This is a genomic window from Rathayibacter sp. AY1B7 (genome assembly GCF_002932735.1).
GTDB lineage: Bacteria > Actinomycetota > Actinomycetes > Actinomycetales > Microbacteriaceae > Rathayibacter.
This window is the reverse complement of record NZ_PSWK01000004.1, coordinates 114,721-128,024: the sequence shown is the minus strand read 5'-3', so window position 1 is coordinate 128,024 and position 13,304 is coordinate 114,721. Positions and strand designations below refer to the sequence as shown.

Sequence of the window (13,304 nt, the reverse complement as noted above, 5' to 3'; positions counted from 1 at the left end):
GATGAACCGAGAACTCAAACGGGTGAGCCTCGTCGTGCTGACGATGTTCGTGGCCCTCTTCCTCTCCACCACCACCATTCAGGTGATCCAGGCCGACTCCCTCGACGAGGACGGCCGCAACACGCGGACCCTCTACGAGAGCTTCTCGACCGAGCGCGGTGCGATCCTCGCCGGCGGTCAGCCGATCGCCTCCTCGACGCCGTCGGACGACCTCTACAAGTTCCAGCGGCAGTACGCGAACGGCCCGCTCTACTCCGCCGTGACCGGCTACTTCACTCTGAACCAGGGCACCACCGGCATCGAGCGCACGCTCAACGACTACCTCTCGGGCACCTCGAACTCGCAGTTCTTCGACGAGATCAACAACCTCGTCACGGGCCAGGACCCGAAGGGAGCGTCGGTCGAGCTCTCGATCGACCCGGTCGCCCAGCAGGCCGCCTTCGACGCGCTCGGCGACTACACGGGGGCCGTCGTCGTGACGGAGCCGGCCACCGGACGCATCCTCGCGATGGTCTCGAAGCCCACCTTCGATCCCACCGCGCTGGCCTCCCACGACACCGACGACGTCCTCGCCGCCTACCGGGCGCTGAACGACGACTCCTCCGAGCCCCTCGTGAACCGTGCGATCGGCGGCTCGCTCAACCCGCCCGGCTCCGTCTTCAAGCTCGTCGTGGCCTCGGCCGCCCTCGAGTCCGGCCGCTTCACCGCCGACTCGAGCTTCCCCAACGTCGAGTCGTACACGCTGCCCGGCTCCTCGTCGCAGGTGATCAACTCCGGAGGCGGTCTCTGCGGCTCCGGAGAGACGGTCACGCTGGCCACCGCCGTCTCGCTCTCCTGCAACGTCCCGATGGCCGAGATGGGTGTGCAGCTGGGAGCGGACGCGATCCGCTCGCAGGCCGAGAAGTTCGGCTTCGACACCGAGCTCGAGATCCCGATGTCGGTCGAGGCGAGCACCTACCCGACGAAGACGGACGACGCCCAGACGGCCCTCACCGCCTTCGGACAGTACGAGGTGCGCGCGACGCCGCTGCAGATCGCCATGGTCTCCGCGGCGATCGCGAACGGCGGCGAGGTGATGCAGCCGAACCTGGTCGACTCGATCCGCTCGCAGGACCTCAGCGTGCTGCAGCAGTTCCAGGAGAAGTCGCTCGGCCGGGCGGTGAGCACGCAGACCGCGGACGCCGTCAAGGCGATGATGGTCGCCAGCGTCCAGGGCGGCGCGGCGACGAATGCAACAATAGGGGGCGTCACTGTGGCCGGTAAGACCGGCACCGCCGAGAACGGCGGGGACGACCCGTACACCCTCTGGTTCACCGGCTTCGCGCCTGCGGACGACCCGCAGTACGCCATCACCGTGCTCGTGGAGAACGGTGGAGGGCTCGGCCAGACCGGGTACGGCAACCTGATCGCCGCACCCATCGGACAACAGGTACTAGAGGCGGTGCTGAACAAATGAGACCCACGACAGGCCTCACCTTCGGAGGACGCTACGAGCTGCAGTCCCGGATCGCCATCGGCGGCATGGGAGAGGTGTGGCAGGCGACCGATCTGGTCATCGGCCGCACCATCGCGATCAAGATCCTGAAGGACGAGTACCTCGGCGACCCCGGCTTCCTCGAGCGCTTCCGCGCCGAGGCCCGCCACGCGGCGCTGGTCAACCACGAGGGCATCGCCAACGTCTACGACTACGGCGAGGAGGACGGCTCGGCCTACCTGGTCATGGAGCTCGTCCCCGGCGAGGCGCTCTCGACCGTCCTCGAGCGCGAGCGCGTCCTCTCGACCGACAAGGTCCTCGACATCGTCGCGCAGACCGCGCTCGCCCTGCACGCCGCGCACGCCGCGGGCCTCGTGCACCGCGATGTGAAGCCGGGCAACCTGCTCATCACGCCGGACGGCCGCGTCAAGATCACCGACTTCGGCATCGCGCGCATCGCCGACCAGGTCCCGCTGACGGCGACCGGGCAGGTCATGGGCACGGTCCAGTACCTGTCCCCGGAGCAGGCGAGCGGCCAGCCCGCCTCCCCCGCCACCGACATCTACTCGCTGGGCATCGTCGCGTACGAGTGCCTGGCCGGGCGCCGCCCCTTCACGGGCGAGTCGCAGGTCGCCATCGCGATGGCGCAGATCAACGACACCCCGCCGGAGCTGCCGGTCACGGTCGCGGAGCCGGTGCGCAACCTCGTCTACTCCTGCATCGCCAAGAAGCCGGCCGACCGCCCCGCCACCGCCGCGCACCTCGCGCGAGCGGCCCAGGCGCTGCGCTCGGGCGACGTGCGAGGAGCGGCGCTGGCCGTCCCCGCGGTCCTCAGCGACCTCCCCACGACGCAGGCGACCACGGTCCTCCCCTCCAACCAGGGCGCGACGCAGGCGACCACGGTGCTGCCCTCCGGCGCGCCCGCGGCCGCGGCCGCCGCTCCGTTCGTGCCGATCGAGGAGCCGCTCGAGCCGGCCGAGGAGCCGCGTCGCCGCAGCCCCTGGACCTGGCCGCTGATCGCCCTCATCGTGATCCTCGCCGTCGTCATCGCGGGCACGATCTTCGCCCTGACGACCGGCGGGAGCAGCGACCCGGCCGCCTCCCCCACCGCGCCGACCAGCACGGCCCCGTCGCCGACGCCGTCCGAGACTCCGAGTCCCACGCCGACGCCGACCTCGAACACGGTCGTCATCGACAAGGCCGACTACGTCGGGCGCTCCTTCGACGACGTCGAGACCGAGCTCGAGGCCCTGGGCATGGGCGTCCGCCGCGCGGACGGTCCGAGCGCCCCCACCGCCGAGCAGGTCGGACTCGTCGAGGACGTGAACCCCACCGCGAACGTGGTGAAGGGCACGACCATCGAGGTCTCCGTCTTCACCGAGGTCGCGACCCCGGACGCACCGACCGCCGTGCCGACCGTCACCCCCGCCGCCTCCAGCGTCGAGGCGGGCGCGACGTTCAACGTCACCTGGAGCAACTACAACCAGTGCCCGAGCGGAACCTCCGTGAGCGGTTACCGGGTGACCGCGACCGGTGAGGGCGCGAGCGTGACGAGCACCAACCCGTCGAACTCGACGACCGCGACGATCCAGGCCGGCACCACGGCGGGCACGATCGACGTCACGTACACCGTGCTCTGCGGCGAGTCGGAGTCGGCGGCCTCGCCCACCCTCTCCGTCACCGTCGAGGAACCGGCTCCGACCCCGGCGCCGACCCCCACCTCGAAGGCCACCTCGACGCCCACCCCCTCCGAGTAGCGGCGGCGCGCCGGGCCGGGGCACCGCTCCGGCCCGGCGCCTCGCGGCCGTCGCGTCGCGCCCCCGCCCGGAACACCAGGGGCCCATAGGTACACTTGCCGTGGCTCCTCGGGGCCGCACCACACGGAAGTACAGGGCGGGAGCGTGCGCGTGACGGATGAGGGTCGCCTGATCGCGGGACGGTACCAGGTCGGGCCCCGGCTCGGCCGCGGCGGGATGTCCGAGGTGTACCTCGGCACCGACACCCGGCTCGGCCGCACCGTCGCCATCAAGGAGCTGAAGCTCTCCCTCTCCTCCGACTCCGCCTTCCGCCTGCGGTTCCGCCAGGAGGCGCAGTCCGCATCGCGCATGTCGCACCCCACGATCGTCCGGGTCTTCGATGCGGGCGAGGAGGTCTCGCTCGACGACAACGGCGCCGAGTCGCGCCGGCCCTTCATCGTCATGGAGCACATCGAGGGCCGCCTCCTCAAGGACCTGATCGCCGAGGGCCCCCTCGACGTGGACGAGGCCGTCCGCATCACGGAGGGCATCCTCACCGCCCTCGAGTACTCGCACCGCGCAGGCGTCGTCCACCGCGACATCAAGCCCGGCAACATCATGCTGACCCCGTCGGGCCAGGTGAAGGTGATGGACTTCGGGATCGCCCGCGCCGTCTCCGACTCCGCCGCCACGGTCGCTCAGACCACGGCGATCCTCGGCACCGCGGCCTACTTCTCCCCCGAGCAGGCGAAGGGCGAGCAGGTCGACGCCCGCAGCGACCTCTACTCCGCCGGCATCGTGCTCTTCGAGCTCCTCACCGGCCGTGCGCCCTTCCGCGGCGACACCCCGGTGGCCGTCGCCTACCAGCACGTCAGCGAGACGCCGCCGGCGCCGAGCTCCATCAACCCGGCCGTCACCCCCGCACTCGACGCGGTCGTCGCCCGAGCACTCTCCAAGGACCGCTACGAGCGCTTCCAGGGAGCTGCGGAGTTCCGCGACGACCTGCGCGACGCCGCCGCCGGACGCCTCCCCGACCACCGCCCGATCGACGAGCTGACCACCTCGCTCTTCGCGGCCCGCAGCCAGGGCGGAGTCAACGACTCCGAGCTCGCCCTCCGCCAGCTGGCCGAGGACAACTCGATCGTCCGCACCCAGCGCCGCCCGCCGGTCCTCTGGATCTGGTCCTCGATCGTCGTGCTGGCCGTGATCGTCGCCGCACTCGTGATCTGGGTGCTGACGCTCCAGCCCGCGTCGACGCTGCCGTCGCAGTCGCGCGAGGTCCCCACCCTCACCGAGACCACCTACGACAGCGCCCAGTCGACCCTGACCGAGCTCGATCTCGTGCCGAGCCAGGTCGCGGAGTACAGCTCGACCGTCCCCGAGGGCGAGGTGATCCGCACGGATCCGGGCTCGGGCACGATCGTCGCACCCGAGACGGTCATCCGCATCGTCGTGTCCCAGGGCCCCCAGCCCGTCGCCGTGCCGGACACCGTCGGGCAGAGCCTCGCCGAGGCCATCGACGCGCTCACCGCCGTCGGCTTCGTCGAGGGCTCTCAGACCCGCGAGAACTCGCCGACCGTCCCGGGCGACGTCGTGCTCTCCGCCTCCCCCGGAGCGGGCCAGCAGGTCGCCCCGGGCACGCCGGTCGACCTCACCGTCTCCTCCGGCCAGGTCACGCTCCCCGACCTCGTCGGGACGTCCCTCAGCAGCGCGCTGGCCACCCTCGCCTCCGAGAAGCTGCAACTCGTGGGGGTCGAGGTCCCGGACGAGACCTGCGACGCGACCCGGGCGAACCCGCCCATCACGACCCAGTCCCTGGCTCCGGGCGACGTCCCGCAGGGATCAACCGTCCAGCTCGGATACTGCGCGGGCTGACCCGGCCTGCAGCCCGCTGCGGCTGCGGCGTCGACCGACGGCGCCCGGTGGAGGCCGGGCCGCTGCTCTGCGCGCCGAGAAGGGCTCGTCCGGACGTTGCTCGTCGGGTCGATGCTCCGCGAGGCCGACAGCCCCGAGGTGAACGGCTACGCCCGGCGCGCGTCGGCGAGCGGGGGCTGGAGCCGCACGACCTCGCCGCCTGCCGATCCGTCGGCGGGGCGTGCGATCCTGCCGCGGATGTCGCTCGGGGTGAGCCCCTCGCGGCGCTTGAGCGCACGGCGGAGGTGGTCCGCCGAGGAGAATCCGGACGCGGCGGCGATCGCCTCGAGCGGGACCTCCCGCGGGCGGCGGCGCAGGAGCTCCACGGCGCTGGCGACCCGGGAGCGCTCGATCTCGCTCGCGACCGTGGTGCCCGCGTCCTCGAAGAGCCGCTGGAGGGAGCGGGTGGACACGTTGACCGCGTCGGCCACCGCCTCCGGGGTGCAGCGCGGCGTGCGGTGCGTCCGGTCGATGACCGTGCGCGCGCGCCCGAGCGTGGCGGCCCGGACGCTCGTGGTGCCGGGCTGCGAGCTCGCCGCCGCGAGGAACGCGCTGGTGAGGAGCTGCTTGACCACATGGGCGAAGCCGGTGACCTCGCCCTCACCGGGCAGCCCCGTCCCGGACTCCGCCGCGAGGGCGAAGGCGGTCGTGAAGGCGTATGCGGCGCGGGTGGACCGGGCGTCGGGATCGAGCGCGTAGACCGGGGCCGACGTGTCGAAGCCGTAGCGGCGCATCTCGTCGGCGCGCAGCGAGAGGTGGAGGATCGTGGCCGGAGTCGTCGACTCGGTCGTGAACGTCGTCGTCCCCTGCTGGTACGAGATCGACCCCGGACGCAGCAGCACCGTTCGGTCCGGGGCGACCATGCGCACGAAGCCGTCGATGAGGAAGCTGAAGGTGAGGAAGGAGGTGTCGTCGGCCGGCCACGTCCCGCGGAGGACGCGCAGCGGCGAGACCGTCATCAGCACGACGCTCAGATCGGCGGTGCCGAATCCCGAACCGGTGATGCTCGGAACGGTGCCGGGTTTGACGACGATGCGCGGTCCGAGATTCTCGAGCTCTCGGATTCCCGAGAAAGCCCAGGAGATCGATGCGACCATCTGGTCCCCCCGGACTTCTCTTGTGGCGCCGACCCCCTGTCGACGCCCTCTGATTATGCAGGGAAAAGGGGCCGCATCCTCCGCCGGGAGCCCGTCAAATCCCGCCACCTGATCGGGGGGTGCGCAAGGGGGTGGACAAGGTCGCGCTCATACCCTGTCAGGGCGGACTCCTCGGCGCACGACCAGTTAGCCGTCACATGGCGGTTTTCTGCGTGAGAACGCGCTCAGGGCTTCATCCCCGTTCGGGGGACGACCGACACTGATCATTCTCAATGCTCTCGACTCGATAACGAGCCCGATAAGCCCGGCGAATTCCAATTCATCGAGCCGGGATCGAGAGTCCGGGCGTGTCGTCGGCCGATACGGACGCTCCGCCCGGCCTCACCTCGCGCAGCCAGTTCTCGAGAAGGCGCCGCCCGCCCTCGGTGAGGACCGACTCCGGATGGAACTGCACGCCCACGAGCGGAGCACTCCGGTGCCGGACGGCCATGACCACTCCCTCCGGTGTCCGCGCCGTCACCCGCAGCTCCTCGGGAAGGCTCTCACCGTCGACCGCGAGCGAGTGGTACCGCATCGCGGCGAATCCGGAGGGCAGGCCGTCGAAGAGCGGATCTCCGTCGTGGAGGACCGCGGACGTCCGGCCGTGCAGCAGCTCCGGCGCCTCCGTGACGCGGGCGCCGAGAGCATGGGCGAGCACCTGGTGGCCGAGGCAGACTCCGAGCAGCGGCCGCCCGGTCGCCTCCGCCCGCTGCACGAGCGCCGTCGACGCGGGGACGTCCTCAGGACGGCCCGGCCCGGGAGAGACCAGGACCCCGTCCGCCTCCTCCGCGCGAGCCAGGAGCGCCGTGGTCCCGAGGTCGTCGCCCTCGACCACGTCGACCTCGGCACCGAGCTCGCGGAGATACGAGACGAGCGTGAAGACGAAGCTGTCGTGGTGGTCGACGACCAGGATCCGCGGGGCCGCGCCGGCGGTCACGAGCCGACGGTCACGTTCCGGTCGAGCACGAGCGACTGCACCCAGGGGAACACCCACTCGTCGAGCGCCACCAGGACCGCCGCGACGAGGACGAGGACGATCAGGAGGCGGACCCACCACGGCCCGGGAAGGAGCCGCCACAGCGCTGCGTACACGGTCAGCCCTCCTCAGCCAGCGAGGCGGCGATCTCGGCGGGGGCCCCCGCGGACCGCGGCTGGAACGAGTCGAAGACGCCGTACGCGATGATCCGCTCGGCCGTCGAGTAGAGCGGGTTGCAGCTCGTCAGCGTGATCAGGCGGTCGGTCGGAGCCGCGTCCGGAGTCCACGGGACCGGGTCGATCACCTGGACGTCGGAGGGCTGGACGTACTCGAGGTTGCGGAAGCGGTAGGTGTACCAGCCGTCCGCCGTCTCGATGTAGATCGGGTCGCCGAGCTGGAGCTCGTCGATCAAGTGCATGCCTCCGCCGTACGCGCTGCGGTGCGCGGCGAGCGCGAAGTTGCCGGCCTGGCCGGGCATCTGCGTCCCGGGGTAGTGGCCGATGCTCCCCTCGTCGAGCACGTTCCCGGCGTCGATGCCCTCGGCGATCGTGCGCACCCACCCCTCGCCGTAGCGGGGGATGTAGAGGTTGCCGAAGGAGGTGTCGAGGGCGGCGACCGACGCGACGACCGGCTCCGCCGGGGCGGCCTCGGTCGGCTGCGGGGCCGGCGAGGAGTCGCCCCAGGTCTCGCGGAGCTCCGCCGCCTGCGTCGTCTGCCGGCCCGCGATCACCGCGTCGTTCCACCAGAGCTGCCAGGCCAGGAAGAGCAGGACCAGGACGCCGGCGGTCATCAGGAGCTCGCCGACGACTCCGAAGAACGAGAGTCGTCGGACCGGGCGGGCCCTCCGTCGCTTCGCTCGCGGCCGCAGAGCCGCCCCGTCGGGGTTCTGGGCGGTCATGCGACGAGTCTAGGCGCGAGCCGTGACCGGCTGTGGCGCATGATCCGGACCTGTGGAGAGCCCTCCCGAGTCGCCGCCTGAGGAGGGCCGATGGGACCACTCGAGCGCCTGCACCGGCCGCTCCGCGAGTCCGCACAGCACCCGCGCAGCCCCGGTGCTCCCGGCCCGGAGCCTCCGCCAGGTACAGTGGTCGGCATGGCACGAGCGACGAAGAGCCCGAAGCCCGAGCGCGACGAGGCCCGGACCGGCGAGAACGCACCGAATCCGGTCTGGTTCAAGCCGGTGATGTTCGGCTTCATGCTGCTCGGACTCGCCTGGATCATCGTCTTCTACGTGAGCCAGGGCACCCTGCCGATCCCCGATCTCGGCAACCTCAACATCCTGATCGGCTTCGGCATCGCGTTCATCGGCTTCCTGATGACGACGCGCTGGCGCTGAGCCTCCCCCAGTCGTGAACGACGCCCCGTCCGGTCCGCCGACGGGGCGTTCGTCGTCGGTGGAGCGTCTGCGCACCGCCGGCTGCGTCTTCGCCGAGGAGGAGGCGGGCCTGCTCGAGGAGGCCGCCGACTCCCCCTCCGACCTCGAGCTGCTGCTCCGTCGCCGCGAGACGGGCGAGCCCCTCGAGCAGATCCTCGGCTGGGTCGCCTTCCGCGGCCTGCGCGTCCCCGTCGCACCCGGCGTCTTCGTGCCCCGCGTGCGCACCGAGTGGCTGGTCGACTGCGCCCTGGAGGTCCTCCCGGACGGCGCGGTGTTGCTCGACCTCTGCTGCGGATCCGGCGCCCTCGCCCGGTCGATCTCCGAGGAGCGGCCGGACGTCCGCCTGCTCGCGGCCGACCTCTCCCCCGCCGCCGTCGCCTGCGCGCGCCGCACGCTCGCAGGCCGCGCCGACGTCCACGAGGGCGACCTCTTCGACGCGCTCCCCGGGAGCGAGCGCGGGCGGATCGACGTCGTCGTCGTCAACGCCCCCTACGTCCCCACCGCCGCGATCGCGCTCATGCCGCCGGAGGCCCGGGTGCACGAGCCGATGCTCACGCTCGACGGCGGGTCGGACGGGCTCGCCCTGCACCGCCGCATCGCTCAGGAGGCGGGAGCGTGGCTCGCACCCCACGGCGTCGTCGTGATCGAGGTCGGCGCGGATCAGGCCGCTGCGAGTGCCTCGGCGTTCCAGGCGGCCGGGTTCGCCACCTCGCTGCACCGCGACGACGACCGTGAGGCGACGGCCCTGGTGGCCGTCCGCCGGAGAACTACACCGCTGTAATTATCCCCAGCTGTGGAATCTCCTGTGGAGAACTCCGCGGTCTCCGACGCGCTGGCCTGCTCGAGGCGCGGAGGGCCCCGATCGGCACCAGCCCGCCGGTTCTCGGACGCGCCGCCGTCCCCGGATCCTCCTCCCGAGGAGGACACCCGGGACGTTCTCCCCAGTGTTAACAACTCTGTGGATAACTTCCTCCCCACCTGTTGAGAGCACCTGTGGACAGCGGTGGAGACGGTCACCGCGGGAACGACGAAGCGGCGGGCCCGGGAGTGCGCGAGGCACTGCCGGACCCGCCGCTGCGGGAGGGGACGGGATCAGCCGAGGACGTAGGCGCCCGCGGTGATCGCCACCAGTCCGACTCCGATGAGCCCGACGAGGAGGTTCTGCGTGCGCCGCTGGGCGCGCTGCCGGGTCTTCGTGAAGACCAGCCCGATGAGCGCGCCGGCCACCAGACCGCCGACGTGCGCCTGCCACGCCACGTTCATCCCGGGCAGGAAGCCGATGACGAGGTTCAGTCCGACCAGCACCAGCAGCTGCGACGCCTGACCGCCCAGGTGCCGGAGGATCACCAGGTACGCGCCCATCAGCCCGAAGATCGCACCGGAGGCGCCGATCACCGGGGTCAACGGGTTCGCGAGGAGCAGGACGCCCACCGATCCGGCGAAACCGCTCAGGAGGAAGAGGGTGAGGTAGCGCCCGCGGCCCAGCATGCGCTCGAGCACCATGCCGAACACCCACAGCGTGTACATGTTCAGCACCAGGTGGAACGGAATGACGATGAAGAGCGACGTGCTGTGGAGGAACACCGAGGTGAGCATCCGCCACGGCTCGAAGCCGGCGCCGAAGCCGGGGAGCGTGTAGGCGGGGGCGTACAGGAGCGCGTTGACCGCCGGCCCGCCGACGAAGGGAAGGATCTCGACGATCCACAGCACGATGCAGAGCGCGATGATCGCGTAGGTCACCGTCGGCTGGTCGGCACGGGTCATGGCCCGCACGCGGGAGAGGAGGGGACCGCGGGTGCGCGGTGCGGTGGCGCGCTGCTGCGCCATGTCGTCCGGGCAGATCACGCCGACCGGAGCCGGCGTCTGGCACTCGCCGCAGATGGTGCGGCCGCACCGCTGGCAGCGCACGAAGCTCTGCCGGTCGGGGTGTCGGTAGCAGGAGTAGGTGCTGCTCGGCGGGACCTGGGTCACGGACGTGCCTCCGGGGAGAACGAGGGCCGGGCCCTGACGGACCCGGCCCTCGAATGAGTGGTGGATGAGGCGATCAGACCTCGGTGATCTCGACGCTCTCGATCACGACGTCCTCGAGCGGCTTGTCACGGCCGTCGGTGGGGACCGCCGAGAGCGACTGCACGAGCTTCTTCGACTCCTCGTCGGCGACGGCGCCGAAGATGGTGTGCTTGCCCTGGAGCCAGGTCGTCGGCGCCACGGTGATGAAGAACTGCGAGCCGTTGGTGCCGCGGCCCGCCTGCTTGCCGGCGTTCGCCATCGCGAGGATGTAGGGCTGGGTGAAGTCGAGCTCCGAGTTGATCTCGTCGTCGAACTGGTAGCCCGGGCCGCCGATGCCCTGCCCGAGCGGGTCGCCGCCCTGGAGCATGAAGTCGGGGATGATGCGGTGGAAGACGGTGCCGTTGTAGAGCGGCTCCTTCGTCTTCGCACCTGTGGCGGGGTGGGTCCACTCGATGTCGCCGGTCGCGAGACCGACGAAGTTGCGGACCGTCTTGGGAGCGTGGTTCCCGTAGAGGTTGACGACGATGTCGCCCTTGTTGGTGTGGAACGTCGCGACTGCGGTGTGCAAAGGCATGCTCGGATTCTCGCACAGCGCGTCTGTAGGCCCCTGCAACGCCCGGTGTCAATGCGCTGGGTGCGCGATGCGGACGCCGATCGATGAGTGGCAGTATTGAGGCGTTCGCTGCTCGTAGCCGATGGAGGACCAACATGGGTCTGTCACGTAAGCACAAGAAGGACCTCAAGCGTCTTCGCAAGAACGCCGAGGCGGTCTGGGGCGAGCAGCAGGAGGTGCTGGCGCACGCGGCCTCCGTGCTCGAGAAGAGCCGCCGCCACGCGTCGAAGTACGCCAAGAAGGAGCTCGTCCCCTTCGTGAAGGACACGTACGACTCGCGCGTCAAGCCGGTCTACGACAACGGCGTCTCGGCCGTCGAGGGCACGTACTCCTCGGCCCGCCACGCCTACAAGCACAAGGTCGTCCCGACCTTCGCCGCTGTCGGCGGCACGGCCGCCGCCGCCTTCGAGGCTGCCAAGGACTCGAAGAACCGCGCGAAGCTCGCCGAGATCTCGAAGGCGCGCTGGGAGGAGCTCACCACTCCCCCGAAGAAGAAGAGCAAGGTCGGCACGGTCTTCGCGATCGGCGCCGCGCTGGTCGCCGTCGGCGGCATCGGCTACGCCGTCTGGCAGACGTTCCGCGCCGACGACGAGCTGTGGGTCGCCGAGGACGAGCCGCAGAGCGCCGCGCAGAACGCGGCCTCGACCGCTTCCTGACGTTCTCGTCGCTGGAGCCGGGCCCCTCAGGGGGTCCGGCCCCTTCGCATGCCCGGGTTAAGCTTCTGCGGTGGACATCCGGGTCGCCGCGTACGGCGTGATCATCGACGGTGAGCGGATGCTGCTCGCGCACTGGAGCCAGGGCCCCTGGTCGGCCTGGACGCTTCCGGGCGGCGGGATCGACGAGGGCGAGTCGCCCGCCGACGCCGCGGTCCGCGAGATCTTCGAGGAGACGGGCTACCGTGCCGAGCTCGAGGCCCTCATCGGCGTGGACTCGCACGTGATCCCCGCGCACCGGCGCAGCGATCCCGAGGCCGGCCCCCTGCACGCCATCCGCGTCGTCTACCGCGCCCGCATCGTGGGCGGCGAGCTCACGCACGAGGTGGACGGCTCCACGGACGCCGCCGCCTGGTTCCCCCTGAGCGACGTCGAGGAGCTGGAGCGCGTCGAGCTCGTCGACGCGGCCCTCACCATGAACGAGGCCTGGCTCCTCCGCTGACGGTGCCCGGGAATCCCCGGCCGCGCCCCGGCGTTCCCTTCGTCGTGATCGTCGAGCTCTACACCTCCGCCTTCTGCGGCGCCTGCCATGCCGCGCGCTCGGTGCTGGAGCGCGCCGCGGAGCTCGTCCCCGCCGCCGAGATCCGCGAGCGCGACGTGGCCTTCCACCCCGTCGAGGCCGAGGCCGCCGGCATCCGCTCGACCCCCACGGTCGTCGTGCGGGACACGGCCGGAGAGGTGGTCTTCCGAGCGGAGGGCGCTCCCTCCCTTCCGCAGGCTCTCGCCGCTCTGGCCCTCGCCCTGCCCGCGTAGGGTGGCCGCGGGAGGACCCATGCACCGTCGCGCTGCGCTCGCGAGCACCGTCGTTCTGCTCGGCGCCCTCGCGCTCTCGGGATGCGCCTCCGAGGAGCCGGTGACCACGGCCGCGGTCGGGCTCGGACGGGGCGGCGAGCGCGGCGAGGTCCTCGGCGTCGTCGTCGTGTGCTCGGGATCCGTCGACGGCCTCGACCTCGCCGCCTCCGACTCCGCCCCCCTGACCATCGGCGACGGGCTGCGGAGGGTCACCCGCTGGGTCTCCCCGTCACCGGTCACGCAACTGGGCGCGACCGACCTCTCCGGATCCACGGTCTGGCCGGCCGACACGGTGATCGAGCGGTTCCCGCTCGGCGTCGACCTCTCGCTGGGCGCCTACGCGACCGACCGCTCCGTGCTCGCCCGCCCGGTCGTCTTCACGGCCGAGCAGTTCGACACGCTCTCCGTCGGCGAGATCATCGTCGGCGACATCCGCGACGGCACGTCCGAGACCCTCTCGGTCCAGCAGTTCCTCGGCCTCGCCTGCGTGGACCGCTGAGCGGGCGGCTCGGCCGTCCGAGTGGCGACCTCGATCGCACGGCCGCGCGGCGGGCGACAGGAGAGG

15 protein-coding genes are annotated in these 13,304 nt (G+C 71.3%); 9 read left to right on the top strand and 6 right to left on the bottom strand.

The window, feature by feature from the left end; translation table 11 throughout:
• Position 1: 1 nt before the first annotated feature.
• The 3 genes from C5C95_RS03885 (at position 2) to pknB (ending at position 5,085) form a co-directional block, all read left to right on the top strand.
• On the top strand, positions 2–1,456 hold the full coding sequence (locus C5C95_RS03885; protein ID WP_104232999.1) for a penicillin-binding protein 2: 1,455 nt from the start codon (positions 2–4) through the stop codon (positions 1,454–1,456).
• Entirely contained in the window at positions 1,453–3,231 is a 1,779-nt protein-coding gene (locus tag C5C95_RS03880; RefSeq protein ID WP_104222662.1) for a serine/threonine-protein kinase, read from the top strand. The genes C5C95_RS03885 and C5C95_RS03880 overlap by 4 nt, the downstream gene beginning before the upstream one ends.
• A gap of 150 nt (positions 3,232–3,381) precedes the next feature.
• Complete coding sequence (pknB, locus tag C5C95_RS03875; protein WP_104222663.1) at positions 3,382–5,085, top strand: Stk1 family PASTA domain-containing Ser/Thr kinase; 1,704 nt, start codon at positions 3,382–3,384, stop codon at positions 5,083–5,085.
• A 146-nt stretch (positions 5,086–5,231) separates the two neighbouring features.
• Here pknB and C5C95_RS03870 read toward each other — a convergent pair whose 3' ends face one another.
• The 4 genes from C5C95_RS03870 to C5C95_RS03860 form a co-directional block, all read right to left on the bottom strand.
• Complete coding sequence (locus tag C5C95_RS03870; RefSeq protein WP_104323848.1) at positions 5,232–6,221, bottom strand: helix-turn-helix domain-containing protein; 990 nt, start codon at positions 6,219–6,221, stop codon at positions 5,232–5,234.
• A gap of 319 nt (positions 6,222–6,540) precedes the next feature.
• On the bottom strand, positions 6,541–7,197 hold the full coding sequence (locus C5C95_RS03865) for an aminodeoxychorismate/anthranilate synthase component II (RefSeq protein WP_104222665.1): 657 nt from the start codon (positions 7,195–7,197) through the stop codon (positions 6,541–6,543).
• Positions 7,194–7,352 (bottom strand): hypothetical protein, encoded by a 159-nt coding sequence (locus tag C5C95_RS17320; RefSeq protein WP_167299010.1) that lies wholly within the window; start codon positions 7,350–7,352, stop codon positions 7,194–7,196. The genes C5C95_RS03865 and C5C95_RS17320 overlap by 4 nt, the downstream gene beginning before the upstream one ends.
• Before the next feature lie 2 nt (positions 7,353–7,354).
• Entirely contained in the window at positions 7,355–8,134 is a 780-nt protein-coding gene (locus C5C95_RS03860) for a class E sortase (RefSeq protein ID WP_104323847.1), read from the bottom strand.
• Positions 8,135–8,329: 195 nt separating this feature from the next.
• Between C5C95_RS03860 and C5C95_RS03855 the strand changes: the two genes are divergently transcribed.
• Positions 8,330–8,572 (top strand): cell division protein CrgA, encoded by a 243-nt coding sequence (locus tag C5C95_RS03855; RefSeq protein WP_104222667.1) that lies wholly within the window; start codon positions 8,330–8,332, stop codon positions 8,570–8,572.
• 13 nt (positions 8,573–8,585) lie between these two features.
• Positions 8,586–9,392 carry a putative protein N(5)-glutamine methyltransferase gene (locus tag C5C95_RS03850; protein ID WP_181074904.1) on the top strand — a complete coding sequence of 269 codons (807 nt, stop codon included), beginning with the start codon at positions 8,586–8,588 and terminating at the stop codon, positions 9,390–9,392.
• Between the two features lie 311 nt (positions 9,393–9,703).
• Here C5C95_RS03850 and C5C95_RS03845 read toward each other — a convergent pair whose 3' ends face one another.
• Positions 9,704–10,582 (bottom strand): rhomboid family intramembrane serine protease, encoded by an 879-nt coding sequence (locus C5C95_RS03845; protein ID WP_104222668.1) that lies wholly within the window; start codon positions 10,580–10,582, stop codon positions 9,704–9,706.
• Between the two features lie 73 nt (positions 10,583–10,655).
• Positions 10,656–11,195, bottom strand: coding sequence for a peptidylprolyl isomerase (locus tag C5C95_RS03840; RefSeq protein WP_104222669.1), 540 nt, complete (start codon positions 11,193–11,195; stop codon positions 10,656–10,658).
• 134 nt (positions 11,196–11,329) lie between these two features.
• On the opposite strand from C5C95_RS03840, the gene C5C95_RS03835 reads away from it, so the two are divergent.
• The 4 genes from C5C95_RS03835 to C5C95_RS03820 all read left to right on the top strand — a co-directional run bounded on the left by C5C95_RS03835 (position 11,330) and on the right by C5C95_RS03820 (position 13,238).
• On the top strand, positions 11,330–11,890 hold the full coding sequence (locus C5C95_RS03835; protein WP_104247539.1) for a hypothetical protein: 561 nt from the start codon (positions 11,330–11,332) through the stop codon (positions 11,888–11,890).
• A gap of 70 nt (positions 11,891–11,960) precedes the next feature.
• Entirely contained in the window at positions 11,961–12,389 is a 429-nt protein-coding gene (locus C5C95_RS03830) for an NUDIX hydrolase (RefSeq protein ID WP_104222671.1), read from the top strand.
• Between the two features lie 2 nt (positions 12,390–12,391).
• On the top strand, positions 12,392–12,700 hold the full coding sequence (locus C5C95_RS03825; RefSeq protein ID WP_258059325.1) for a thioredoxin family protein: 309 nt from the start codon (positions 12,392–12,394) through the stop codon (positions 12,698–12,700).
• 19 nt (positions 12,701–12,719) lie between these two features.
• Entirely contained in the window at positions 12,720–13,238 is a 519-nt protein-coding gene (locus tag C5C95_RS03820) for a hypothetical protein (RefSeq protein ID WP_104257944.1), read from the top strand.
• Positions 13,239–13,304 lie beyond the last annotated feature (66 nt).